The organism is Flavobacterium sasangense DSM 21067, assembly GCF_000686885.1.
Lineage (GTDB): Bacteria > Bacteroidota > Bacteroidia > Flavobacteriales > Flavobacteriaceae > Flavobacterium > Flavobacterium sasangense.
In genome coordinates this window covers 77,489-100,543 of sequence record NZ_JMLU01000002.1, presented here as the reverse complement: position 1 = coordinate 100,543, position 23,055 = coordinate 77,489, and the positions used below count along the sequence as shown (strand labels likewise).

Annotated in this window: 24 protein-coding genes; 12 read left to right on the top strand and 12 right to left on the bottom strand. The window is 31.3% G+C overall.

What is annotated here, in order from left to right:
- Nucleotides 1-38: 38 nt before the first annotated feature.
- The 3 genes from BP92_RS0102430 to BP92_RS0102420 all read right to left on the bottom strand — a co-directional run bounded on the left by BP92_RS0102430 (nucleotide 39) and on the right by BP92_RS0102420 (nucleotide 1,947).
- Nucleotides 39-260 carry a DUF2795 domain-containing protein gene (locus BP92_RS0102430; RefSeq protein ID WP_002986941.1) on the bottom strand — a complete coding sequence of 74 codons (222 nt, stop codon included), beginning with the start codon at nucleotides 258-260 and terminating at the stop codon, nucleotides 39-41.
- 167 nt (nucleotides 261-427) lie between these two features.
- On the bottom strand, nucleotides 428-997 hold the full coding sequence (locus tag BP92_RS0102425) for a cob(I)yrinic acid a,c-diamide adenosyltransferase (protein WP_026724585.1): 570 nt from the start codon (nucleotides 995-997) through the stop codon (nucleotides 428-430).
- 68 nt (nucleotides 998-1,065) lie between these two features.
- Nucleotides 1,066-1,947 (bottom strand): PPK2 family polyphosphate kinase, encoded by an 882-nt coding sequence (locus BP92_RS0102420; protein ID WP_026724584.1) that lies wholly within the window; start codon nucleotides 1,945-1,947, stop codon nucleotides 1,066-1,068.
- Nucleotides 1,948-2,012: 65 nt separating this feature from the next.
- Here BP92_RS0102420 and BP92_RS0102415 point away from each other — a divergent pair, with 65 nt between their 5' ends.
- The 7 genes from BP92_RS0102415 (at nucleotide 2,013) to BP92_RS0102385 (ending at nucleotide 7,169) form a co-directional block, all read left to right on the top strand.
- The gene (locus BP92_RS0102415) at nucleotides 2,013-2,834 is read left to right on the top strand and encodes a DUF6929 family protein (protein ID WP_026724583.1); all 822 of its coding nucleotides are present in this window, start codon (nucleotides 2,013-2,015) and stop codon (nucleotides 2,832-2,834) included.
- A gap of 152 nt (nucleotides 2,835-2,986) precedes the next feature.
- Nucleotides 2,987-3,520 (top strand): RNA polymerase sigma factor, encoded by a 534-nt coding sequence (locus BP92_RS0102410; protein ID WP_026724582.1) that lies wholly within the window; start codon nucleotides 2,987-2,989, stop codon nucleotides 3,518-3,520.
- 2 nt (nucleotides 3,521-3,522) lie between these two features.
- Complete coding sequence (locus tag BP92_RS0102405) at nucleotides 3,523-4,416, top strand: hypothetical protein (protein WP_026724581.1); 894 nt, start codon at nucleotides 3,523-3,525, stop codon at nucleotides 4,414-4,416.
- A 39-nt stretch (nucleotides 4,417-4,455) separates the two neighbouring features.
- Entirely contained in the window at nucleotides 4,456-5,580 is a 1,125-nt protein-coding gene (locus BP92_RS16645; RefSeq protein ID WP_051604358.1) for a carboxypeptidase-like regulatory domain-containing protein, read from the top strand.
- Nucleotides 5,570-5,911 (top strand): FEKKY domain-containing protein, encoded by a 342-nt coding sequence (locus BP92_RS0102395; RefSeq protein ID WP_150111850.1) that lies wholly within the window; start codon nucleotides 5,570-5,572, stop codon nucleotides 5,909-5,911. Before BP92_RS16645 ends, BP92_RS0102395 begins: the two co-directional genes overlap by 11 nt.
- Before the next feature lie 103 nt (nucleotides 5,912-6,014).
- Nucleotides 6,015-6,617, top strand: a complete 603-nt coding sequence (locus BP92_RS0102390; RefSeq protein WP_150111849.1) for a leucine-rich repeat domain-containing protein — start codon at nucleotides 6,015-6,017, stop codon at nucleotides 6,615-6,617.
- A gap of 15 nt (nucleotides 6,618-6,632) precedes the next feature.
- Entirely contained in the window at nucleotides 6,633-7,169 is a 537-nt protein-coding gene (locus BP92_RS0102385) for a hypothetical protein (protein WP_026724578.1), read from the top strand.
- Between the two features lie 24 nt (nucleotides 7,170-7,193).
- Here the strand turns inward: BP92_RS0102385 and BP92_RS0102380 are convergent, their stop codons facing one another.
- Nucleotides 7,194-8,828: an ABC-F family ATP-binding cassette domain-containing protein gene (locus tag BP92_RS0102380; RefSeq protein WP_026724577.1), complete on the bottom strand. Its 1,635-nt coding sequence runs from the start codon at nucleotides 8,826-8,828 to the stop codon at nucleotides 7,194-7,196.
- 181 nt (nucleotides 8,829-9,009) lie between these two features.
- On the opposite strand from BP92_RS0102380, the gene BP92_RS0102375 reads away from it, so the two are divergent.
- Nucleotides 9,010-11,130, top strand: coding sequence for a M3 family metallopeptidase (locus BP92_RS0102375; RefSeq protein ID WP_026724576.1), 2,121 nt, complete (start codon nucleotides 9,010-9,012; stop codon nucleotides 11,128-11,130).
- Nucleotides 11,131-11,168: 38 nt separating this feature from the next.
- Here the strand turns inward: BP92_RS0102375 and BP92_RS0102370 are convergent, their stop codons facing one another.
- The 8 genes from BP92_RS0102370 to BP92_RS0102330 form a co-directional block, all read right to left on the bottom strand.
- A complete protein-coding gene (locus BP92_RS0102370; RefSeq protein ID WP_026724575.1) occupies nucleotides 11,169-11,783 on the bottom strand; it encodes a DEAD/DEAH box helicase in 615 nt (204 codons plus the stop codon).
- A 78-nt stretch (nucleotides 11,784-11,861) separates the two neighbouring features.
- Nucleotides 11,862-13,025 (bottom strand): sigma-54-dependent transcriptional regulator, encoded by a 1,164-nt coding sequence (locus BP92_RS0102365; protein WP_026724574.1) that lies wholly within the window; start codon nucleotides 13,023-13,025, stop codon nucleotides 11,862-11,864.
- Nucleotides 13,026-13,095: 70 nt separating this feature from the next.
- On the bottom strand, nucleotides 13,096-14,394 hold the full coding sequence (locus tag BP92_RS0102360) for an ABC transporter permease (RefSeq protein ID WP_026724573.1): 1,299 nt from the start codon (nucleotides 14,392-14,394) through the stop codon (nucleotides 13,096-13,098).
- A 2-nt stretch (nucleotides 14,395-14,396) separates the two neighbouring features.
- Nucleotides 14,397-15,317, bottom strand: coding sequence for an ABC transporter ATP-binding protein (locus tag BP92_RS0102355; RefSeq protein ID WP_026724572.1), 921 nt, complete (start codon nucleotides 15,315-15,317; stop codon nucleotides 14,397-14,399).
- Between the two features lie 163 nt (nucleotides 15,318-15,480).
- Nucleotides 15,481-16,599, bottom strand: coding sequence for a molecular chaperone DnaJ (dnaJ, locus tag BP92_RS0102350; protein ID WP_026724571.1), 1,119 nt, complete (start codon nucleotides 16,597-16,599; stop codon nucleotides 15,481-15,483).
- 55 nt (nucleotides 16,600-16,654) lie between these two features.
- The gene (locus BP92_RS0102345; protein WP_026724570.1) at nucleotides 16,655-17,218 is read right to left on the bottom strand and encodes a nucleotide exchange factor GrpE; all 564 of its coding nucleotides are present in this window, start codon (nucleotides 17,216-17,218) and stop codon (nucleotides 16,655-16,657) included.
- A gap of 141 nt (nucleotides 17,219-17,359) precedes the next feature.
- A complete protein-coding gene (locus BP92_RS0102335; RefSeq protein WP_026724569.1) occupies nucleotides 17,360-18,268 on the bottom strand; it encodes a TIGR01777 family oxidoreductase in 909 nt (302 codons plus the stop codon).
- A 112-nt stretch (nucleotides 18,269-18,380) separates the two neighbouring features.
- Nucleotides 18,381-18,836 carry a DUF4442 domain-containing protein gene (locus tag BP92_RS0102330; protein ID WP_026724568.1) on the bottom strand — a complete coding sequence of 152 codons (456 nt, stop codon included), beginning with the start codon at nucleotides 18,834-18,836 and terminating at the stop codon, nucleotides 18,381-18,383.
- Nucleotides 18,837-19,067: 231 nt separating this feature from the next.
- On the opposite strand from BP92_RS0102330, the gene BP92_RS0102325 reads away from it, so the two are divergent.
- The 4 genes from BP92_RS0102325 to BP92_RS0102310 all read left to right on the top strand — a co-directional run bounded on the left by BP92_RS0102325 (nucleotide 19,068) and on the right by BP92_RS0102310 (nucleotide 23,010).
- Nucleotides 19,068-19,397, top strand: coding sequence for a PadR family transcriptional regulator (locus BP92_RS0102325; protein ID WP_026724567.1), 330 nt, complete (start codon nucleotides 19,068-19,070; stop codon nucleotides 19,395-19,397).
- 5 nt (nucleotides 19,398-19,402) lie between these two features.
- Nucleotides 19,403-21,160 carry a PspC domain-containing protein gene (locus tag BP92_RS15665; protein ID WP_051604357.1) on the top strand — a complete coding sequence of 586 codons (1,758 nt, stop codon included), beginning with the start codon at nucleotides 19,403-19,405 and terminating at the stop codon, nucleotides 21,158-21,160.
- Nucleotides 21,161-21,162: 2 nt separating this feature from the next.
- Nucleotides 21,163-21,888, top strand: coding sequence for a head GIN domain-containing protein (locus BP92_RS15660; protein WP_051604356.1), 726 nt, complete (start codon nucleotides 21,163-21,165; stop codon nucleotides 21,886-21,888).
- Nucleotides 21,889-22,173: 285 nt separating this feature from the next.
- Nucleotides 22,174-23,010, top strand: coding sequence for a GIN domain-containing protein (locus BP92_RS0102310; protein WP_026724566.1), 837 nt, complete (start codon nucleotides 22,174-22,176; stop codon nucleotides 23,008-23,010).
- Nucleotides 23,011-23,055: the final 45 nt, after the last annotated feature.

Sequence of the window (23,055 nt, the reverse complement as noted above, 5' to 3'; positions counted from 1 at the left end):
CAGTAAAGAGACTTGTTTCTGTTGTGTTTATTTATTTTTTAATATTCATCCTCATTCCAAAGATAATCTTCGTCAGTAGGATAATCAGGCCAAATCTCTTCCATTGATTCATAGATTTCTCCTTCGTCTTCTATAGATTGTAAGTTTTCCACTACTTCTAATGGAGCTCCAGTTCTGATAGCATAGTCGATAAGTTCATCTTTGGTTGCTGGCCAAGGCGCATCACTTAAGTATGACGCTAATTCTAATGTCCAATACATCTTTTATCGATTTAAGTTTATGCAAAAATAAATTTATTACCCAATAAGGCAAGTTTTTTTTTACTTTTTTTATTAAAATTTAAGAACGTTTTTTTTTAAGTACTCAAAACATGACTTTTCATCGCTGTTTTCAGACATAATGAACACTTAAAACTGATTACTGAACACTATTTTCTAGGAATCCATTGTACTTCGTCAGCGTTCAAATCATGGGACAACTTTCGTGCCAACACAAAAAGATAGTCAGAAAGTCGGTTTAGGTACTTAATTACACGTTCATCTGTCGGTTCTATGTCATTCAAATGAACAGCTAAACGCTCGGCTCTACGGCACACACAGCGTGCAATATGACAATATGACACCGTTGTATGACCTCCTGGCAAAACAAAATGTGTCATTGGCGGTAACGCTTCTTCCATGGTATCGATTTCGTTTTCCAAAAATTCAATATCTGATTCCACAATTCCAAGGTTTTGCAAGCGTGGTTGACCGTTTTTAAGAGTTTCTTTTTCGGGTGGTGTGGCTAAAATAGCTCCGACTGTGAATAATCTATCTTGAACTTCGATTAGTACTTTTTTGTATAAATCGCTCATATCTTGGTCGCGAATTAATCCGATATGCGAATTTAATTCATCAACTGTTCCATAACTTTCTATTCGGATATGATGTTTGGGTACACGCGTTCCGCCAAATAATGCTGTGGTTCCGGTGTCACCTGTTTTCGTATATACTTTCATTGTATCAGTTTATTGTTTTTAATTTTAGTTATTCATATAACTTGAAATTGTTCTTGACTCTTTCAAATTTATTGTTCACTTGCCAGTTTATCTCGATACATTTTAATATTATCTTTTATTTCTTGCTCAAGCTCTGGTTCTTTTATATCCGTATATTTTTCTAGTTCTTCTAAGATTGATTTTGCTACTAAATATCGAGCTGTTTCTTTATTATCTGCTGGAATTATATACCAAGGAGCATATGCTTTAGATGTTTTATTGATTGCTTCTTCATAACATCTTTGATATTCATCCCACAATTCCCTTTCGTTTAAATCACTTGGAGAAAATTTCCAATTATGTTTTTCAGTTTCTAATCTTCTAATCAAGCGGTGTCTTTGTTCTTCTTTGCTTAAATGCAAGAAAAACTTCAATATGATAATGCCATTTTGAGAAATATGTTTTTCAAAATTATTAATACTTTCAAAACGATTTTCCCAAAATTCAGTTGTAATGTCTTCTACAGTTGTAATACCTGGAATATTCTCATTTAAAATATAATTAGGATGCACTCTGGTTACCAAAACATTTTCATAATGTGTTCTGTTAAAAACAGAAAATTTGCCTTTTTCTGGTAAAGCTATGTAATGACGCCATAGAAAATCATGCTCTAATTCGTTTGCGTTTGGTGTTTTAAAACTATGTACCACTACTCCACGTGCATTAAATTCTTTAAATACTTCACGAACAAGACTATCTTTTCCGGCAGTATCCATACCTTGTAAACAAATAAGCACACCATATTTATTGTGCGCATAAAGTTTATCTTGTAATTTACTTAATTTAATTCTGATTTTATCGAGTTCTTTTTCCTTTTTCTTTTTCGAAGCCTTAACATTCATATGAGTTGGAATTGAACTCAATTTAATATTTGAAGAAACTTTTAGGTGATCAATTTCGATATTTTTCATTTTTATAGGTAATAATGTGGTAAAGTTAGTATTTTTAAATCTTAAAAAATCGCATTTGTAAAAATATGGAAAATTTTAAACTTACTACTTTCGTAACCATACAAGGCATTTCTTCAGCATCTGGATTGGTGTATTCCCAAAATGTTTTATTTGTTATTTCGGATTCGAGTAACTTTTTGTACCAATTCGACATCGACAAGAAACTTTTGTTGAAATTTCCATTGGTAAAAGAAGCGAGAGAAAACATTGAAAAAGAAAATAAACCTGATTTAGAGAGCATTACCCAATATGGAAATCAACTAATTATGTTAGGTTCGGGTTCAACCCAAAAACGTAATACGATGTTTACTTTAGATTTGGGTTCGGATGCTTTACAAACGCAAGATTTAACCGCATTATACCAAAATTTAAAAACCGTTGGTTCGTTTTCGGATGACCAATTGAATATTGAAGGCGCTATTTATGCGCATCAAACGATGTTGTTGTTCCAAAGAGGAAATTCAAAAAACAGTCAAAATGGCATTTTTATTATTCCAAACAATCAAGAAGACGGTATTCGATTTGTACCGATTTCACTTCCAACGTTAGATGATATTGAAACCACTTTTACTGATGCGATTTTAGTGAACGATAAAATTTATTTCTTGGCTTGCGCCGAAAACACCGAATCTACTTATGAAGATGGCGAAGTCTTAGGAACCGTTTTAGGAATCATGCACGCACCGACATTTGAAATTATTAATGTGCAATTATTATCGGAACATCAGAAATTTGAAGGCATTACGTTTTACAAAGAATCAGAAACCGAATTAGAATTTTTATTGTGCGAAGACAATGATACGGAGACTTTAGAAACTACAATATACCAATTAACATTGAAAAAATAATTTTTTTCACTTCCTTCCCAACCTTTTACCAACTTTTCTGCTCTATATAAAAAAGGAAGTCAAGTTCAAGTACAATGTCAAGTTCAAGTACAAAAAGTAAAAAATTGAACATTGAAGTTGAAATTGAACTTGATTTTTGAAAAAAATACTTTATGGATGTAAAACACATACAAGGCTGCCGAAAACAACACCGCGAAGCGCAACGCATGGTGTATGAAATTATGGCGCCAAAACTTTATCGTTTGTGCAAACGGTATTTAAAAAAGGAGGAAGAAATAGAAGAAGTATTGGCCGATGCTTTTTTTACCCTATTTACAAAAATAGATCAACTAAAAGAAGATTTGGCTTTTGAAGCTTGGGCGCGAAAAATAACCGTAAACAATTGTCTGTTACAAATTAAAAAGAACATCAACTTTAATTTGTATTTGGAAGATGTGAGCTACAATTCGCAACCTTTAGCAGATGAAGTCACTGATTTAGAAGAAGAAGATTTGCTCAATTTACTGAATTATATTCCTGATGGATGCCAAACGATTTTTAATTTGTTTGTGATTGAAGGCTATTCACACAAAGAAATTGCAGAACAACTTGGTATTAGCAAAGGCACATCGAAATCGCAATTGAATGCGGCAAAAAGTAAATTAAAAGAATTGGTAAGAACTTTTTATTATCAAAAAGCAAAATAGTCATGGGAACAGAAGAAAAATTATATAAAAAAATACAACAAGCTACCGAAAACGCCGAGCAAAAAGACTTTCCAGGTATGGAGAAGATTTGGGCTCGAGTGGAAGACAAGCTAGAAACACAAACGCTTCAAAAAGAGAAACATTTGTGGAAAAAATTGGCAGTGGCAGCATCGATAATTTTGGTAGGAACATTAACGCTTTTCTTATTGCAAGAAAAAGAAAATGTAGTTGTTCCTGAAAATACAGTTACTACTATTGATTCATCAAAAAACACGATTCCAACACCAGAATCGGCTAATGGATTTGTAAATACGACTCCGGAAATTAAAAAAGAAGCGGAACAAATTTTACAACAACAAATCGTAATTCAAAACAACATTGTAATTAACGACACCATCAATTACAAATCGAAAAAAGAAGTTGTTCTTTCTGCTCCAATTGCCATGGAAGAAGTTCAAGAAGTGGCTAAAACGAGTTTAGTTCCTAGTTACAATAATAGTATGTCTAATTCAGCTACAACGAATAATTCAGGTTATTTAGCTAAAGTAAAACGTTATGATATTACAATGAAATCGGCAGAGACAACCCAAGAAAAAGATAAAAAAGTAGCAAATGATGATTTATTACTTATTGATGGAAAATTGAGTAAAAAATCGCTAAATAATTTGAATCCAGATGAAATTGAGTCGGTGGTGGAATTAAAAGAACCTATTTATTATATAAATGGTGTTGAATATTCGGAAGAATCACTATTTGGAGAAAATCCTACAAGTCCATATGCACCATTGAGTAAACAAAAAATTGACACCATCATTATTTTAGAACCTGAAAGAGCTATTCCGATTTATGGCGAAAAAGGGAAAAAAGGAGTTGTGATTATTACGATTAAGAAATAACAAGAATAGGTTTAAAACAAATTTAAAAAAAACAAAATAATGGAATCATTAAAAATACTACTGTTTTATCTATTCACGATAACCACCTTTGGACAAGAAAAACCAAACAATGAAGCTCTAATTGTTGTAAACGAAAAAATTGTTCATAAAGATATTTTAAATGCAATTGATCCAAAAAATATTGAATCTGTAAATGTTTTAAAAGATAAAGAGGCAATAGCAATCTATGGACAAATTGGTAAAAACGGTGCCATTCTAATTACTACAAAAGATATTTCTAAACGAGAATTAAAGAAATTATATAAAAAATATTCCCCTGAAAATTCAATAAAAAACGAAAGCGATGTTTTTAAAATTTCTGGAACAGTTTACGATTGCGAGAAACTTCCAATACCTGGAGCCTATATAAAAAATTTAAATTCAAAAGCAGAAACACAAGCCGATTTTGATGGGAAATTTTCTATTGAAGTTAAAATAAATGACATTTTAGAAATTTCATTTTTAGAATTTAAATCACATAAAATTAAAATAGAAAACAATGAGAATCTTGTAGTTAATCTCAAAGCCGACCAACAAATTATGTTGGAAAAACCAGTGATTTATCTTTATCCAACTGAAAAAACAGCAATTGATATAAAACTCGATTTAAAAGGAAAATTACTAACTACTTTTCCTAAATACGATAAAAAGTGGGAAGTAATTGCTGAACCAAACGGACAAATCTTTGACAAGAAAACCAATCGTTATTATAGTTCTTTATTTTGGGACGGAACCATTGATTTTCCTTCAGCACATTATAAATATGAAGATGGTTTTATTGTTCCAAAAGAAAAGTTAACTGAATTTTTCATCGAAAAACTTGAATACATTGGTTTAAACAATCAGGAAACGAATGAATTTATTCAATATTGGTTACACATATTAGAACGAAATAAATATAATTTTATTCATTTCTTAATCAATGAAGAATGTAATGAAATAGCTACTTTAAAGGTAAATCCAAAACCAGAAACTACAATTAGAATTTATATGGATTTTTATGGTTTAGAAAATTTTACTCAAATTAACGAACAACAACTTCCAAAAACCGAAAGAAAAGGTTTTACACTTGTCGAATGGGGAGGTTCAGATGTTTCATCAAAAATTAAAAACAATGAACTTTAAATTAACAACCATAGCATTATTTTTCTCCTTTGCAATCCATGCACAAGAGAAAAAACAAAACGACACGATTAAAATCGAAATCAATTCGAACACCAAAACGATTTATGTTTTAGGCGGAATTGCCTCTGTAATCACAAAAGAAGATTTAGCTTTTGCTAAAAAATACAATATTCAATTTCACGATTTTGGTTGCATTGCTCCAACTAATTTTGAAGAATATGAAGCTAAAAATGAATTGGTTTTTGAATATTTAAACAAAAATTACGGAAATCAATGGCAAAAAGAAATCAAGCCAAGTGTTTTAGGTTTTGAGAAGTGGAAGAAGAAATAAGTTTTGGAATGAAATTTGAAGTAAATATATACAAAACGGCATTATGAAAAGTGTACTAATTTTACTCGCTTCATTTTTAATTTCTTGTAAAAAGGAAATCCAAATGAAAACAAATTTACCTCAACAAGAAAAAGAGAAAAGTGTTGCTGAAATTTTATCAAATCTAAGCAAAACTGATACCATACTAAAATTAGATTTATCCTATAAAAAATTAGACTCACTTCCTGATTTATCTATGTATAAAATTATTGCATTGGATGTATCACACAATAATTTAGACACAATACCACTTAGCAAATTACCTTTGACATTGAGAAAATTGAGATGTACAGATAACACTTTACGAAACTTTTATGTTTTTAACAGTAAAAATTCGTTCTTTGGAATAAAGGAAAAAGAAATAAAAAATAATACTACCATTAATTTTGAAGAAATTGATTTGTCAAATAATAAATTAAAACTCTTCTCATATAGTTTTTTTGATAATAAATCAACCCTAAGAAAGACAGTCCTTTCAAACAATTTAATTGAAAATATTCATTTACATGACAATATCCATTATTTAGACATTTCAAATAATCCAAATATTAATTCCGAAGTTTTATTCGCTGTTGAAAAAATTGACACTTTAATACAAACTAACAATCCAAAGAAATTAAAAACTAAACGAATTCCTCGACCAACAAAACCAATTATTTGTTTTTAAATTAATTTAAACCTTATGAATAAAATCATCGTATTACTTCTACTTTTCCAACTATCAAGCTGCAAAACTTACACAAAATTCAATAGTAATGAATTAAGTCAATCCGATACAATTTATCATCTTGATTTATCGAATAGAAATTTAAAAACACAACCTGATTTATCAAAATTCACGATAATTGAACTTAATATTTCTAAAAATAGAATTACTACTTTCGATGAAAATAAATTACCTAAAGGAATTCAAAAACTAAATTTTAGTCATAATAGAATTTCAAAAAAAGTTGTTTTTAATGAGGTTAGAAATCTTGAAGCTGTTAATTTTTCTGACAATAAAATAGTATCTTTCTATTACACAAATGGAATTATCAAAAATCTGAACTTGTCTAACAATAAATTAGTTAGTATTCAAATGCCTTTATATAATGACAAAAGAGCTGACACTTTGAATGTAGCAAATAATCTAAAATTAGAAACAACAGAAATTAACAATATTGGTTTTCCTAGATTTTACAAAACGTTAATTAATTATTCAATAAGCACTAAAAATTAAAAAGCTCCAATTGGAGCTTTCATTTTATTTTTCAATCTCTTTCAACGATTCCATTTTCTTGTGCGCTAAGAATCCTTTAATATCTTCGAAATGTTCTTTCACACGTTTATTTCCAAATTCAAATACTTTTTCAGCTAAACCATCTAAGAAATCACGATCGTGAGAAACTAAAATTAAAGTTCCATCAAAATCACGCAATGCATCTTTGATGATGTCTTTCGTTTTCATATCTAAATGGTTCGAAGGCTCATCTAAAATTAAAAGATTCACGGGTTCTAACAATAATTTAATCATTGCTAAACGCGTTTTTTCTCCTCCAGAAAGCACTTTCACTTTCTTTTGAATATCATCACCTTGAAACATAAAGGCACCCAAAATATTTTTAATTTGTGTTCGAACATCGCCAACAGCAATTCTATCAATCGTTTCAAAAATAGTTGCATTTTCGTCTAATTGTGCGGCTTGATTTTGAGCAAAATACCCAATTTGTGCATTGTGACCAATTTCTACCGAACCGCCATTAATTTCAATTTCTTTCATAATGGTTTTAATCATAGTTGATTTACCTTCACCATTTTTCCCCACGAAAGCTACTTTTTGACCGCGTTCTATAACTAAATTCGCATCTTTAAAAATTAGTTTATCTCCATACGATTTTTCTAAATCTTTAACAATTACAGGATATTGTCCTGAACGCGCAGATGGTGGAAATTTCAATTTTAAAGCAGAAGTATCTATTTCATCAACCTCAATAGGAACAATTTTTTCTAACATTCGAACACGTGATTGTACTTGCTCCGTTTTAGAAAATGTTCCTCTAAAACGTTCAATAAACGCTTGATTATCTGCAATGAATTTTTGTTGTTCTTCGTATGCTTTTTGCTGGTGAACGCGTCTGTCTTTTCGCAATTCTAAATAATGAGAATATTTGGCTTTATAATCATAAATTCTTCCCATTGTAACTTCGATAGTACGATTTGTGATATTATCAACAAACGCTCTATCGTGCGAAATTACCATAACTGCTTTGGCTTGGGTAATCAAAAATTCTTCCAACCATTCTATACTGTCCATATCCAAGTGATTGGTTGGCTCATCTAGAAGAATTAAATCAGGTTTTGTTAATAGAATTTTTGCCAATTCAATTCGCATTCTCCAACCTCCAGAAAATTCTTTTGTTGGGCGATTGAAATCTTCTCTTTCAAATCCTAATCCTTTTAATATTTTTTCAACTTCGGCTTCATAATTTACTTCTTCAATTGAATAATATTTTTCAGATAATTCCGAAACTTTTTCAATCAATTTCATGTACTCATCGCTTTCATAATCGGTACGAACAGTCAATTGTTCATTGATTTCGTCGATTTCTTTTTTCATGTTCAACACCGAAGCAAATGCTTTTGATGTTTCTTCCATTACAGTGCAATTATCTTCCGTTAGCAAATGCTGCGGTAAATAAGCAATTACAGCATCACTTGGCGCCGAAATAACACCACGAGTTGGTTTATTTACTCCTGCAACAATTTTTAAAAGCGTAGATTTTCCTGCTCCATTTTTACCCATAAGGGCAATTTTATCGGATTCATTAATGGCAAAAGTTACTTCGCTAAAAAGAGTGGTTCCGCCAAATTCTACGGCAATGTCGTTTACTGTAATCATAATGTAAGTTTAAAAGTTTAAGGTTTAAAAAGGTTAAAAGTGTTTCCTTAAATTTTTGAAGGTGCAAAGATAACTTTAAAATTCAGATTTTGGAATGCTGTGAACACATTTCATAAAATATCGTTAAGTTTTAGACTTAGCAATAGAAATCTCTTATTTTTACGTTTTAAATTTCACCAAAATGAAAATCAAAACATTACTTTTATTTTCAGCCTTAACAAGTGCTGTCATAGTTAATTCACAAGACAAAAACAAAACCGTTATGAATCCGTTTTTTGAAACATATACTACGCCTTATCAAGTTCCGCCATTCGATTTAATTAAAAATGAGCATTTTAAACCTGCCATTTTAGAAGGAATAAAAAAACAAGAAGCCGAAATCAATGCGATAGTTTCCAATAAACAAAAACCATCGTTTGACAACACGGTTTTAGCAATGGAAAATTCGGGAAAATTATTAGCTAGAGTAAGCACCGTTTTTTACAATTTAAACAGTGCGAATACCAACGAAGATATTCAGGCAATTGCAAAAGAATTGGCTCCAAAATTATCAGCACATAACGATAATATTTATTTGAATGATGCTTTATTCCAAAGAGTAAAAAGCGTTTGGGACAACCAAAAAAACTTTAAGTTAAATAAAGAACAAGCTAAGATTTTAGAGAATCTTTACAAAAACTTTGTTAGAAGTGGTGCTAATTTATCAGAAGAAAATAAAAAACGCTTAAGAGAAATCAACTCTGAAATGGCGGTTGCTACTTTAAAATACGGACAAAATATCTTAGCCGAAACCAATTCGTATGAATTAATAATTTCTGACGCAAAAGATTTAGCTGGATTACCAAACGAACTTATTGAAACAGCTGCTGCTGATGCTAAAGCGAAAGGAAAAGCTGGAAAATGGGTATTTACGTTATCTAATTCTAGTGTGATGCCATTTTTACAATACAGTTCAAACAGAAACTTACGTAAGGAAATTTGGAATGCTTACCAACTGCGAGCGAACAACAATAACGACAAAGACAACAAAGAATTAGCAATCAAAATTGCAAACTTAAGAAGTGAAAAAGCACGTCTTTTGGGTTATGAAACACACGCAGATTATGTGTTAGAAAAATCGATGGCTAAAAATCCTGAAACCGCTACTAAATTGCTGATGGATTTATGGACTCCAGCTTTAAACATGGCTAACAAAGAAGCAGCTGACATCAAAGAAATGATGTTAAAAGACGGAATCAAAGATGAAGTTCAACCTTATGACTGGAGGTATTACGCTGAAAAAATCAGAAAGGAACGTTTTGATTTGGATGAACAAGAAATGAAACCTTACTTCAGTTTAGAAAAAACAAGAGAAGGTGTTTTTACGGTTTGTAAAAATTTATATGGCTTACAATTCAAACAATTAAATAATGTACCAAAATATCATGAAGACGTAACCGTTTGGGAAGTTATAGAAGCTAACGGAAATCATGTCGGAATTTTATACATGGATTTCCACCCAAGAGCTTCTAAAAGAGGTGGCGCTTGGATGACATCGTATCGTACTCAAAAAATGGAGAACGGAAAACGAATTGCTCCAGTAGTTTCAATCGTTTGTAATTTCACCAAACCAACAGAAAACGCTCCAGCTTTATTAACTTTTGATGAAGTAAGTACGTTCTTCCATGAATTCGGACACGCTTTACACGGATTATTATCAAATGTAAATTATGAAAGCTTAGCAGGAACAAGTGTTCCGAGAGATTTCGTAGAATTACCATCGCAAATTATGGAAAACTGGGCAGCCGAACCAGAAGTAATGAAAATGTATGCAAAACACTATAAAACAGGAGAAGTTATTCCGGATGCGTTAATTGAAAAAATGCAAAAAGCGGGAACTTTTGATCAAGGATTTGCTACTACAGAATATTTAGCGGCTTCACTTTTAGATATGCAATATCACACTCAAAAAGGAAACATTACGGTTAATGCTGAAACTTTTGAAAAAGAAGCGATGAACAAAATTAACTTACCAAGTACCATAATTCCAAGATATAGAAGTACCTATTTCAATCATATTTTTGCGGGCGGTTATTCAGCAGGATATTACAGCTATATTTGGTCTGGAGTTTTAGATACCGATGCGTTTGAAGTATTCAAAATAAACGGATTATTCAACCAAGATTACGCAAAATCATTCCGAAAAAATGTATTAGAAAAAGGAGGAACTGAAGATCCAATGGAACTTTACAAAAGCTTTAGAGGTGCTGAACCAAGTACAGAACCATTACTAAGAAAAAGAGGTTTAGACCAAGCTAAATAATAACAAAAACGCCTGAATTACTTCAGGCGTTTTTTATTTTAATCTTCCATTTCAAAGAAAAGCGGTTCAATCATTATTCTATCAGCTAAAACTTCCACTCTTTCTGTAATTTGGGAACAGAAGAATAAACGTTGGGTTTTTTCTGCACTCATAGAAAGTCTTTGAATGATTGAATCTTCTCGTTTACGCAACATTTCATCCACATCATCTACCACAAACATTTTAATGGTAGTCATATTGAATCCGGCTGATGAAAACATTTCGTTGATACGAATTGGCGTTCCAATCAATACATCCATTCCTAAGGAAATTTGGTTTTTATCGTAATCGATATCCCCTTTTTCGTGAGCACCAAAAACTCTTAAGTTGTTATAACGGTTCAATTTCTTAAAAGTTTCAACTGCTTCAAGTACTTTCTCTTTATCTTGAACTAAAATTAAAGCGCGTGTACTTTCTCCAACCGGCTTTTCCATTTTCTGAATCACATTCATCAAAATAGTAGTGGTTTTTCCAGAACCATTTGGCGCTTGAATAACGGCATCAACACCACTCTTGATGGTTGAAAAAGTCTCTTGTTGCAACTCATTCGCTTCGATTAAATCGTTTTCAATAAGTGCTTTTTGAAGATTGGGATTTATTTTTTTTAATTGCATTTTTTATTTAGTAATTAGTGAATAGTGATGAGTAAATAGCAAACTTATCACTAATTACTTATCACTATTCACTTGATATTATTTACTCGCAAACAGTTTTACATCTTGTTCCGAAATTTCATTTCCTCCTAAAATAATTAAGCGTTCTACTACATTTCGTAATTCACGGATATTTCCTGTCCAATCGTATTCTTGTAATAATTTGATGGCTGATTTTGAAAATGATTTTGGAGAAGTTCCTTGTTCCGAAGCAATCTTAGCAGCAAAATGCTCAATTAATTCTGGAATATCGTCTCTTCTATCATTTAAAGCTGGAACTTTGATTAAAATCACAGCTAAACGATGATATAAATCTTCTCTAAATCTACCTTCTTCGATTTCTTTTTTCAAATCTTTATTGGTTGCAGCAACCACACGAACATTGACTTTAATGTCTTTGTCAGCACCAACACGTTGAATTAAATTTTCTTGTAAAGCACGTAACACTTTGGCTTGAGCCGATAAACTCATGTCGCCAATTTCATCTAAGAAAATGGTTCCGCCATCAGCAGCTTCAAACTTACCAGCTCTGTCTTTCACAGCTGAAGTAAAAGCACCTTTAACGTGACCAAACAATTCGCTTTCAATTAATTCAGATGGAATAGCCGCACAATTCACTTCAATAATAGGAGCTGATGAGCGCTCGCTTCTTTCGTGTAATTGATGCGCTACTAATTCTTTTCCAGTTCCGTTCGGACCTGTGATTAAAACTCGGGCATCGGTTGGAGCGACTTTATCAATCATTGTCTTGATGTGATTGATAGCTTCGCTATTTCCAATCATTTCGTAGTTTTTAGAGACTTTCTTTTTCAAGATTTTGTTCTCTACTACTAATTGCTTTTTATCTAAAGCGTTTCGGACCGTATTCAATAAACGATTTAAATCAGGTGGTTTTGATATGTAATCAAAAGCTCCTAAACGCATCGTATTAATAGCAGTTTCCAAATCACCATGACCTGAAATCATCACCATTGGAATCTCAGGTTTGATTTTTTTAACGGCTTCTAATACCTCAACACCGTCCATTTTTGGCATTTTGATATCACAAAGAATCAAGTCATAATCTTCATTTTTGACTTTTTCAATTCCTTGTAAACCGTCTTCTGCTTCTTCAACTTTATACGAATCATTTTCTTCGGAAAGTATTTTTGTTAATACTCTTCGAATAGCTGCTTCGTCTTCTATGATAAGGATTTTACTCATTTTTTTAGGTAATAGGTTAAGGGTAAAAGGCTAAAGGTTTACTTTTAAACTCCTTAACTTTAAACTTACTTTAATATTTCAACCATTTATATAATTCTTTCCAACTTGGTTTTTTTCCGTACATTAAAATACCTACTCGGTAGATTTTTGCCGCAAACCAGACTACAAAGATAAACGTTCCGTACAATAAAACTACAGAAAGTGCTAATTGCCATAATGGCACTCCAAAAGGAATACGCATCAACATCACAATTGGAGATGTTAATGGGATTAATGAAAAGATTACAGCAACCGTTCCATGAGGATCATTCATAACCGTTAAAAAACCAACATAAACTGCTAACATCAAAGGCATGATGATTGGCATTAAAAACTGTTGGGAATCAGTTTCAGAATCTACTGCAGCTCCAATAGCAGCGTAGAACGAACTGTATAAAAAGTAACCTCCAATAAAGAAAATTACAAATGAAATTAAAATAGAAGCCAATGGAATTTCATGCAAATATAATTGAATTTGACTCATAAAATTAGTTGCCACTACAGCTTGTTCAGCAGTAATTTGTGATGTAGCCACAGCTTCTTGGTTGCCTCCCATAAAAAAAGTAGCCCCAATCATTATAATGCTTCCTAAGATAATCCAAATTAAAAACTGCAAAATTCCGGCTAATGAGGTTCCTATGATTTTTCCCATCATCAATTGGAAAGGTTTTACCGAAGAAATGATAATTTCAATAATACGATTCGTTTTTTCTTCAATAACACTTCGCATTACCATGTTTCCGTAAATAATAATGAACATCATGATTAAATATCCGAAAGCGAAACCAATTCCGATTTTGATTTCATTTAAATATTTTAATCCGTCTTCTCCTGAAAATTTCGCAAATTGAACTTCTGACTTAATTTTTGCTTTTTCAATGGTATCGGCATTAAATCCTAACTTTTCTAAATTCTCTTTGTTTAATTTAGTATCAATAACTTTTTGTAAATTCATTAAGAAATCCATTTTCGGACTATCATCTGAAATATAAGTAGTTTTAGTAGCCAATTCTTCGATATTTTGAACTTCTGGCACATAAATTAAACCCTCAAAAGCGTTACTTGATGAATCTTTTGCCTTATCAAATGACAAACCTGAAAGATTTACATACTTGATATCTTCCGAATTTTTAAAATCGTTTACAAACACATTAGCTCTATCGTGAACTCCAATTGTTTTAACTTCTCCTTTGTTTACACTAGATAAATAAGCAATTAAAAAGGTCATTCCTACAATCAATAACGGACCTAAAAACGTCATTACGATAAATGATTTATTGCGTACTTTTGCAATAAATTCTCTCTTGATAATTAAAGATAATACGCTCATAATTATTGACTAACAGTTTGAATGAATATATCGTTTACACTTGGAATTTTTTCTACAAAATGAGTTACTTGTCCGAATTGAGTTAGAATTGAAAGTAACTCATTTGAATTGTACTGACCTAAATGCACTTCTAATTTTAAATCATCATTTAACGATTTGAAATTGGTTTGATTTAATGTGAATTTATGCGTCAGTTGCAACATTAAACCTTCAATATTATTGGTTACAATTCCTACTTGGAATGTGTTGGTACGATGTTGGCGTTTTACATCTTCTAACTTACCTTCGATTAATTTATTCGATTTGTGAATTAACGCAATATAATCACACATTTCTTCTACCGATTCCATTCTGTGTGTAGAAAAAATTACAGAAGTTCCTTTTTTATTTAGTTCGATGATTTCGTCCTTGATTAAATTCGCATTAACAGGGTCAAAACCTGAAAATGGTTCGTCTAAAATCAGTAATTTAGGTTGGTGCAAAACCGTTACAATAAACTGAATTTTTTGAGCCATACCTTTTGAAAGTTCCTGAATTTTCTTGTCCCACCAACCTTGAATTTCAAATTTTTCAAACCAATATTTTAATTGTTTTTTAGCTTCAGCTTCGGGCATTCCTTTAAGTTGGGCCAAATACAAACATTGCTCGCCAACTTTCATAGTCTTATACAAACCGCGCTCTTCAGGCATGTATCCAATGTGTTTTACATGTTCTGGATTTAACTTTTCGCCATCTAAGAAAACAACCCCACTATCAGGCATTGTAATTTGGTTGATAATTCGAATTAGTGATGTTTTTCCAGCGCCATTCGGACCTAAAAGTCCGTAAATACTACCTTTTGGAACTTGAAGCGAAACATTATTTAAAGCGGTATAATCGCCATATTGTTTCACTACATTTTGTACTTCGAGAATATTGCTCATATATGAAAAGTATGAATTTGTGTTATTTATAAGTAGTAAATATACGGATTTTGTTACAAAAAAAACCCACCCTTTATTGCTAAAGGATGGGAAAAATTGCTATGAAAAAGAAAAACTCACTCTCCTAAGAAAGTGAGTTTCAAATGTATTAATATTTATTTAATTATGAAAACATATCTTTAACTTTTTCAAAAAAAGATTTGTCTGACTTTTCAGGCTTTGGAATAAAGTTTTCATCTGTAAGCATTTTCTCAAAAAATTGCTTTTGTTCTTTGTTTAAAGTTTTTGGAGTCCAAACATTTACATGAACTAACAAATCACCATTTCCGTAAGAATTTAAACTTGGAATTCCTTTTCCTTTTAAACGAAGAATTTTACCTGATTGAATTCCTTCTTCTAATTTAATACGAACTTTTCCTGAAACAGTATCAATTTCTTTAGAAACTCCTAAAGCTGCTTCTGCAAAACTGATGTATAAATCGTAATGTAAATTTTCGCCTTCGCGTTTTAAAGATTCGTGTTCAATTTCTTCAATAGCAACTATTAAATCACCTGGGATACTGTTTGTACCTGGTGCTTCGTTACCTTTTCCGGCAACTTTTAACTGCATTCCATCTACAACTCCAGCTGGAATTTTGATTGAAACAGTATCATCTTCTAACAACATCCCTTGTGCATCAGCTCCAGCAGGTTTTTGATCTAAAATTTGACCAGAACCACTACAAGTATGACAAGTTGTTGCAGTTTGCATTCTACCTAAAATGGTATTAGCAACTTTCATAATTTGTCCAGAACCATTACAAGTTGGACAACTTCTATACGTTACACCAGAAGCTTGAACTTTACGTTTTACTTTGACTTTCTTTTCAACTCCATTAGCAATCTCTTCCAAAGTTAATTTTACTTTGATACGAAGGTTACTTCCTTTTACTCTGCGTTGACCTCCGCCACCGCCAAATCCTGAAAATCCGCCACCACCAAAAGCACCACCAAAAATATCACCAAATTGACTGAAGATATCATCCATGTTCATGTGATGACCACCACCAAATCCACCACCATCAAAAGCTTGGTGACCGTATTGATCGTATTTTGCTTTTTTGTTGGCATCGCTTAAAACTTCATAAGCTTCGGCAGCCTCTTTGAACTTTTCTTCTGCTTCTTTATTACCTGGATTTTTGTCAGGATGAAACTCAATTGCTTTCTTGCGATAGGCTTTCTTTATTTCTTCGGCTGTAGCATTTTTTGAAATGCCTAATATTTCGTAAAAATCTTTTTTCATTTTAAAATATTATAATAATGATTAAAACGCGACGAATCACGTTTCTACAGTAAAATTATTGTCCGATTACCACCTTTGGAAAACGGATAATTTTGTCACCTAATTTGTAACCTTTTTCAATTACATCAACAATTTTACCTTTCAATTTATCGTTTGGTGCTGGAATTTGGGTAATAGCTTCTGCAAAATCAGCATCAAAAGCATCACCCGCTTTAACCTCTACTTCTTCTAATCCTTTAGAAACTAAAGTCGATTTCAATTTATCATGAATCAATTGAACACCTGTTACCAATGCTTCATCTCCCGAATTTGAAATTTGCGCCCAAGCTCTGTCAAAATCATCTAAAACTGGCAACATGGCTTGTAAAACCTCTTGATTAGCAGTTTTAAATAAATCTAAACGTTCTTTAGCAGTTCTTCTTTTATAATTTTCGAATTCAGCAAAAAGACGCAAAAATTTATCTTTTTCATTGCTCAATTCTTCTTGTAATTGCTCTTCTAAAGATAATTCTGGCGTTGGAATTCCTTGAGTTTCTGAAACATTTTCCTCATTAATGTTCTCCTTTTCGATGTTTTCAGTACTTTCTTGACTCATATTTTTGAATATTTTTTTAAACATTTTTACTTTAGTAAATGGGATTGCAAATGTATTGCCAAAAGTTGAAAAATGTCAAATTGTCAGTGAAAAAGTTGACTGAAAATAAAAATAGCAACAATTTACATCGTTGCTATTTTAAATAATTAAGTTTAAACTATTGTTTTACTCCTTTAGCAAATCACATAAAGCTTTGTCTAAAGATGCAAATTTGAATTGGTATTTCAAATCGAGTAATTTTCTACAACTTACATGTTGACTTGAAAATAGAATTTGATGCATTTCGTCAAGAATAAGTTTCATTACAAATTGGGGAATATTTGGCAAAAACAATGGTTTTCCTAAAGTTTTAGCAATCGCTTTTGTTAATTCAGCATTCGTAACAGGGTAAGGCGCAACTCCATTAAAAACTCCGGAAAGTTGATTTTGAATTACAAATTGAAAAATACCTACTAAATCCTGAATATGAATCCAAGATTGATATTGTTCTCCTGAACCAAAAGCAGCTCCAACACCTATTTTAATTGGTTTTGCCATTTCTTGTAGTGCGCCACCATTTTTCGCCAAAACAATTCCAATTCTAATTTTAGCTACCTTAATATGAAGTTTTTCAAATTGGTTCACTTCCTCTTCCCATTGTTGCACTACATTTCCTAAAAATGAATTGTCTACCTTATTATCAGTTTCATGATAAATATAATTTAAATCATCTGGATAAATCCCAATTGCAGAAGCTGAAATAATCTGTTTTACCTGATGCGAATTCTTTTGAAGTGTTTTATAAAGCAATCTTGTAGATAAAACTCTACTTTCAATTATTTCTTCTTTGTAAGAAGATGTCCATTTTTTTGCAACCGAAGCTCCAGCCAAATGCACTATCACCTCAACATCTGTTAAAGCATTTAAATCGATTTCAGATGTTTTGGGATTCCAATAAAAACCTTTGTAATTGTTTTGTGAAACTAGCTTTGATTTTGAAGTAGACAAATAATGAACTGTAAATCCATTTTGAAGTAATAAACCTACCAATTCTTGTCCAACTAATCCTGTAGCCCCTGTAATTAAAACCGTCATTTTCTTTTCCTTTTTCCTCAAATTTACTATCAATTAATTGGTAATGAAAGCAAATTAACTTATGTTTAGGATTAGTTTTAAGTTAGTAACAGAAAGTTTAGAATTAAAACTGCTAAGCTCTTACTTTAATAGTCCACTCAAATTGCATTTCGGAAACTTGTTCGCCTTTTTCGTTTTTACCTATAGAAGTCAACCAAATCGTTTGTCCTTCATTCGAATCAATTGCTTTTTGGATGGTTTCTTTAATTAAATCACCTTGATTACATGTAAAAGTAATTCTTCCAGTTGCTTTTTTTGTAAAGACACTTTTATTTTGAGCTACTAACATTGATATACTTTTTCCACTTTGCTTAATTTGAAACATAACCAAAGCTCCAGTAGTAAACTCGGCTGCCATAGCTTGCACCGCAAAATACATAGAGTTAAATGGATTTTGGTTAAACCAACGATGTTTTACGGTTACTTCACAAACTTCTGGTGAAATTGATTTTACTCTTACCCCACTCCAAAAAGCAGAAGGTAATTTAAAAAACATAAAAGCATTTAATTTTGATGGTGTAAACTGCATATCTTATTGATTTTGTTGTAAAAATACAAAAAATACTATGCATTCCTACTATTTTTTTAAATGTTAATTTTTTGTTAAATATAGGTACTATGCGTAACATAATACCTGCTTTTAGACTTATCTTTGTATAAGAAAATAATAGGTAATCTAATTTTCAATCATCAAATCAATCAATGCGCAAGCAAAAGAATCAAAAAATGAACAGTCTAATTAAAAAAAACAAGGGGAATTATGAACATTGAAAACACTAAAGCACAAATGCGAAAAGGTGTTTTAGAATTCTGTATCTTATCAGTCTTAAAAGAAAAAGATGCATATACTTCTGAAATATTGGATACGCTAAAGAATGCTAAATTACTAGTTGTGGAAGGCACCGTTTACCCACTTCTAACAAGATTAAAAAACGATGGATTATTAAATTATCGTTGGGAAGAATCCACATCGGGTCCACCAAGAAAATATTACGGTTTAACCGATGAAGGCAAAGAATTTTTACAAGAATTAAATGGCACCTGGAAAGAATTATCAGATGCAGTAAACATAATAACAAGTCAAAACTAAAGGTCATGAACAAAACAATAAGTATAAATTTAGGAGGATTTTTCTTTCACATCGACGAAGATGCCTATCAAAAATTATCGCGTTATTTTGATGCGGTGAAACGTTCACTTTCGCCTGATGGAAGAGACGAAATCATGAAAGATATAGAAAGTCGCATCGCCGAATTATTCCAAGAGCGCATACAAAACGAAAAACAAGTCATTGGTTTAGTAGAAATTGATACTGTAATTGCAATCATGGGGCAACCAGAAGATTACAAAATAGATGAAGATGCTACCAAAAGTTCAAGCTTTAGCTCAACAAATAAAATATACACAAGAGCAAAAAGACTATATAGAGATAAAGACAACTCCCTTTTAGGTGGTGTTGCCGCAGGTTTTGGTCACTATTTAAATATCGATCCTTTATGGGTAAGAATTTTATTTATCATCTCTCCGTTTATCAGCTTTGGTACATCAATTATTATCTATTTGATTTTATGGATATTAATTCCTGAAGCAATTACTACTTCTCAAAAATTAGAAATGAAAGGCGAACCTATCAATATTTCCAACATTGAACGAAAAGTAAAAGAAGGAATTGATGAAATTTCAGATAAAATAGGAAGTTTAGACCATCAAAAAATTGCCGATAACGCAAAATATGGAGCTGAAAAAGTGGGAAGTACAATTTCGGATATTTTAGGAACCATTTTTAAATTATTTGCAAAATTTATTGGGGCATTAATTGTAATAATTGCTTCGTTTTCACTTTTGGGATTTTTCATTACTGGTATAATAATGATGTTTTCATCAACAATGCCTGATAATTATATTTTAAATAATATTCAAACTCCTATTGGATTAGAAACTCCACTTTGGGCTCAAGGAATATTGCTTATTTTAGTATTCGGAATTCCGTTCTTTTTCTTACTTTTATTAGGATTAAAATTATTAGTAAACAATTTAAAATCAATAGGAAATATTGCTACATACACATTAATTGCTACATGGGTAATTGCTTCAGGAATTGCAATTTCATTAGGAATTAACGAAGCATCGCAGTTAGCATTTGAAGGAAAAGCGGTTCAAAAAGAAATGATTGCAATTGCGCCAACTGATACTTTAAAAATCAAATTCAAAAACAATGATTTTTATTCGAAAAACAATTACAGAGATCACGATTTTAAGATAACACAAGACGAAGCCGATAATGAAATTATCTATTCAAATAATGTTTCTATCGAAGTTAAATATACAGATGAAGCAACTCCATACATGTTAATTGAGAAATTAGCCAACGGAAAATCAACTTCTCAAGCTAAGAAAAGAGCTGAAAAAATTAAGTATAATTACAAAATTGAAGGAAACACTATTGTTCTTGACAATTATTTGTTAACCGCCGTAGAAAATAAATTCAGAGGTCAAGAAGTAGAAATTTATTTGTACCTACCAAAAGGAACCATCTTCCAAACCGATGAAAGTTATAGCAATTACGATAGAAGCGATTACGACTTTTTTGATGAAAATGAATATGACACGAAAAATCCAATTTATAGAGTGGATTCTGATAAAGTAAAATGCTTAAATTGTTTAACTGATGAGCTTGATGATAGTTTAAGTATAAAAGTTGAAACAGGTGACACTTCGGCAACTATTTACTATGATGAAAATGGTGTTTTGGTAAAAAAAACTGTCACAAATAATGGTGAAAGAAAAATCGAAACAATCGAAAACACACCTCCAGACATACAAAAGAAAGAAGAACCATCTAAAAATAAATAATTATGAAAACGACTCTAAAACTAATCGCTCTCTTTATTACACTTACTTTAGCCTCTTGCAATGCTAACCTAAATTTAGGAGATGGTATTGATGGAAGCGGAAACGTAGTTACAGAAAAAAGAAACATAACTACTCCTTTTAATAAAATTTCTGCCAGTACAGGTGTTGAAGTAATTGTAGATCAAAGTGAAACTACAGAAGTAGAAGTGGAAGTAGATGATAACTTGATGGAACATATTGTTACTAAAGTTGAAAATGGTACATTAATTATAAAAATTGATGGCAACATTAATACAATGGAAAGCGCAATTGTTCGTGTAAGCACGAAAACTATTGAAGGATTAGAATCTTCTAGTGGCGCTAGTATCCGTTCAAAAAGCACATTAAAAGGAGCTAACTTAATGGTTAAAACAAGCAGTGGAGCTACAATTAATACAGATTTAGAATACGAAAAGGTAAGTAGCGAATCAACAAGTGGTAGCGAAATAAAACTATCTGGAAAAGCACTTGCATTAGACACTAAATCATCAAGCGGAAGTGAAATAGATGCAAAAGACTTAGCAGCAAACGAAATTACAGCACAATCAACAAGCGGAAGTAATACAATTGTAAATCCAATTGTATTATTAAACGCGAAAGCTTCAAGTGGAAGTTCAATTGATTACATTAAAGAACCCAAAAAAGTAATCAAGGAAGAAACTTCTGGTGGAAGTGTGAGCCTTAACTAATTAACAAATAATTAGTATTTAATTAACAGCATTATTTTAAGCATTTTATAATTTTACATGCATAAACTAAAATTCAACTCTCATGATTAAGTTAATAATTCAAGTCGTAGAATTTGTTTTTACTTTGATAGTAAATCTTATCGAATCCATCATATAACATTAAAGCATCAGCTAAAACTGGTGCTTTTTTATTTACTAAATTTCATAAAGATTGAACTTCTGATCTTGAAAAAATGAAATTTGGAACAAATTTTGTGTATGTTTGTGATATCAAATCATCATAAAATGACAAAAAAAATAGCATTATTTTTTACTTTTTTATTTCTTACTACAATTGCTGTAGCACAAAAAAAAGAAAAAATCAAAGGTTCAAAAATCGTAACGGTTTCAATCAAAGAAATCCCATCTTTTGAAAACATTGAAATCAATGACAATTTTGAAGTCTTTTTAGTAAAATCAGACAACCCATCCTTAGAAATTGAAGCTGATGACAACCTTCATGAAATCATCAACTATGAAGTAGCAGGTGGAACATTAAGAGTTTCTTCTTTAAGAGAAGCAATTGGTGCCAAAAAATTTGCTTTACGTATCAACTATACTTCCGAATTAAAATTAATTACTGCTAAAAACGAAAGTTCAGTTCATGCTTTGGCAGATTTAGAATTAGAAAACATTACCATAAAAAACTACGATAATTCAAGAGCATTCTTAAATGTAAAGGCAAATTATTTTGCATTGGTTTTAAACGATAAAGCAGAAGCAGAAATTAACGTAAAAGCAGAAAACACTTCTTTAGAATTAAGCAAAAATGCCGAATTAAAAGCATTAGTAACTTCTCCTGAATTGAAACTTGACATGTATCAAAAAAGTCAAGCAACAATAGAAGGAAATGTAAACAATGCTAAAATGAGATTAGATAATTATGCCGTATTAACTGCAAAAAAACTAGTAATTGCTACTTTAGAATTATCTATCGAAAGTTATGCTAAGAGCTTTATTAATGTAACAAACACTCTTAATTTAGCTGCTTCAGGAAAAACAGAAACAGAATTATTAGGGGAATCAAAAATTCAAATTACAAAGTTTATGAATAACGCCACTTTGTATAAAAAAGAAAAATAAACATGTATTTAATACATAAAAAAGGGATAGAATTAACTTCTATCC

What these genes read in the sequence shown, in the direction of transcription:
- BP92_RS0102430 (WP_002986941.1), bottom strand. Translation starts at nt 260, where the DNA reads ATGTATTGGACATTAGAATTAGCGTCATACTTAAGTGATGCGCCTTGG.
- BP92_RS0102425 (WP_026724585.1), bottom strand. Translation starts at nt 997, where the DNA reads ATGAAAGTATATACGAAAACAGGTGACACCGGAACCACAGCATTATTT.
- BP92_RS0102420 (WP_026724584.1), bottom strand. Translation starts at nt 1,947, where the DNA reads ATGAAAAATATCGAAATTGATCACCTAAAAGTTTCTTCAAATATTAAA.
- BP92_RS0102415 (WP_026724583.1), top strand. Translation starts at nt 2,013, where the DNA reads ATGGAAAATTTTAAACTTACTACTTTCGTAACCATACAAGGCATTTCT.
- BP92_RS0102410 (WP_026724582.1), top strand. Translation starts at nt 2,987, where the DNA reads ATGGATGTAAAACACATACAAGGCTGCCGAAAACAACACCGCGAAGCG.
- BP92_RS0102405 (WP_026724581.1), top strand. Translation starts at nt 3,523, where the DNA reads ATGGGAACAGAAGAAAAATTATATAAAAAAATACAACAAGCTACCGAA.
- BP92_RS16645 (WP_051604358.1), top strand. Translation starts at nt 4,456, where the DNA reads ATGGAATCATTAAAAATACTACTGTTTTATCTATTCACGATAACCACC.
- BP92_RS0102395 (WP_150111850.1), top strand. Translation starts at nt 5,570, where the DNA reads ATGAACTTTAAATTAACAACCATAGCATTATTTTTCTCCTTTGCAATC.
- BP92_RS0102390 (WP_150111849.1), top strand. Translation starts at nt 6,015, where the DNA reads ATGAAAACAAATTTACCTCAACAAGAAAAAGAGAAAAGTGTTGCTGAA.
- BP92_RS0102385 (WP_026724578.1), top strand. Translation starts at nt 6,633, where the DNA reads ATGAATAAAATCATCGTATTACTTCTACTTTTCCAACTATCAAGCTGC.
- BP92_RS0102380 (WP_026724577.1), bottom strand. Translation starts at nt 8,828, where the DNA reads ATGATTACAGTAAACGACATTGCCGTAGAATTTGGCGGAACCACTCTT.
- BP92_RS0102375 (WP_026724576.1), top strand. Translation starts at nt 9,010, where the DNA reads ATGAAAATCAAAACATTACTTTTATTTTCAGCCTTAACAAGTGCTGTC.
- BP92_RS0102370 (WP_026724575.1), bottom strand. Translation starts at nt 11,783, where the DNA reads ATGCAATTAAAAAAAATAAATCCCAATCTTCAAAAAGCACTTATTGAA.
- BP92_RS0102365 (WP_026724574.1), bottom strand. Translation starts at nt 13,025, where the DNA reads ATGAGTAAAATCCTTATCATAGAAGACGAAGCAGCTATTCGAAGAGTA.
- BP92_RS0102360 (WP_026724573.1), bottom strand. Translation starts at nt 14,394, where the DNA reads ATGAGCGTATTATCTTTAATTATCAAGAGAGAATTTATTGCAAAAGTA.
- BP92_RS0102355 (WP_026724572.1), bottom strand. Translation starts at nt 15,317, where the DNA reads ATGAGCAATATTCTCGAAGTACAAAATGTAGTGAAACAATATGGCGAT.
- dnaJ (WP_026724571.1), bottom strand. Translation starts at nt 16,599, where the DNA reads ATGAAAAAAGATTTTTACGAAATATTAGGCATTTCAAAAAATGCTACA.
- BP92_RS0102345 (WP_026724570.1), bottom strand. Translation starts at nt 17,218, where the DNA reads ATGTTTAAAAAAATATTCAAAAATATGAGTCAAGAAAGTACTGAAAAC.
- BP92_RS0102335 (WP_026724569.1), bottom strand. Translation starts at nt 18,268, where the DNA reads ATGACGGTTTTAATTACAGGGGCTACAGGATTAGTTGGACAAGAATTG.
- BP92_RS0102330 (WP_026724568.1), bottom strand. Translation starts at nt 18,836, where the DNA reads ATGCAGTTTACACCATCAAAATTAAATGCTTTTATGTTTTTTAAATTA.
- BP92_RS0102325 (WP_026724567.1), top strand. Translation starts at nt 19,068, where the DNA reads ATGAACATTGAAAACACTAAAGCACAAATGCGAAAAGGTGTTTTAGAA.
- BP92_RS15665 (WP_051604357.1), top strand. Translation starts at nt 19,403, where the DNA reads ATGAACAAAACAATAAGTATAAATTTAGGAGGATTTTTCTTTCACATC.
- BP92_RS15660 (WP_051604356.1), top strand. Translation starts at nt 21,163, where the DNA reads ATGAAAACGACTCTAAAACTAATCGCTCTCTTTATTACACTTACTTTA.
- BP92_RS0102310 (WP_026724566.1), top strand. Translation starts at nt 22,174, where the DNA reads ATGACAAAAAAAATAGCATTATTTTTTACTTTTTTATTTCTTACTACA.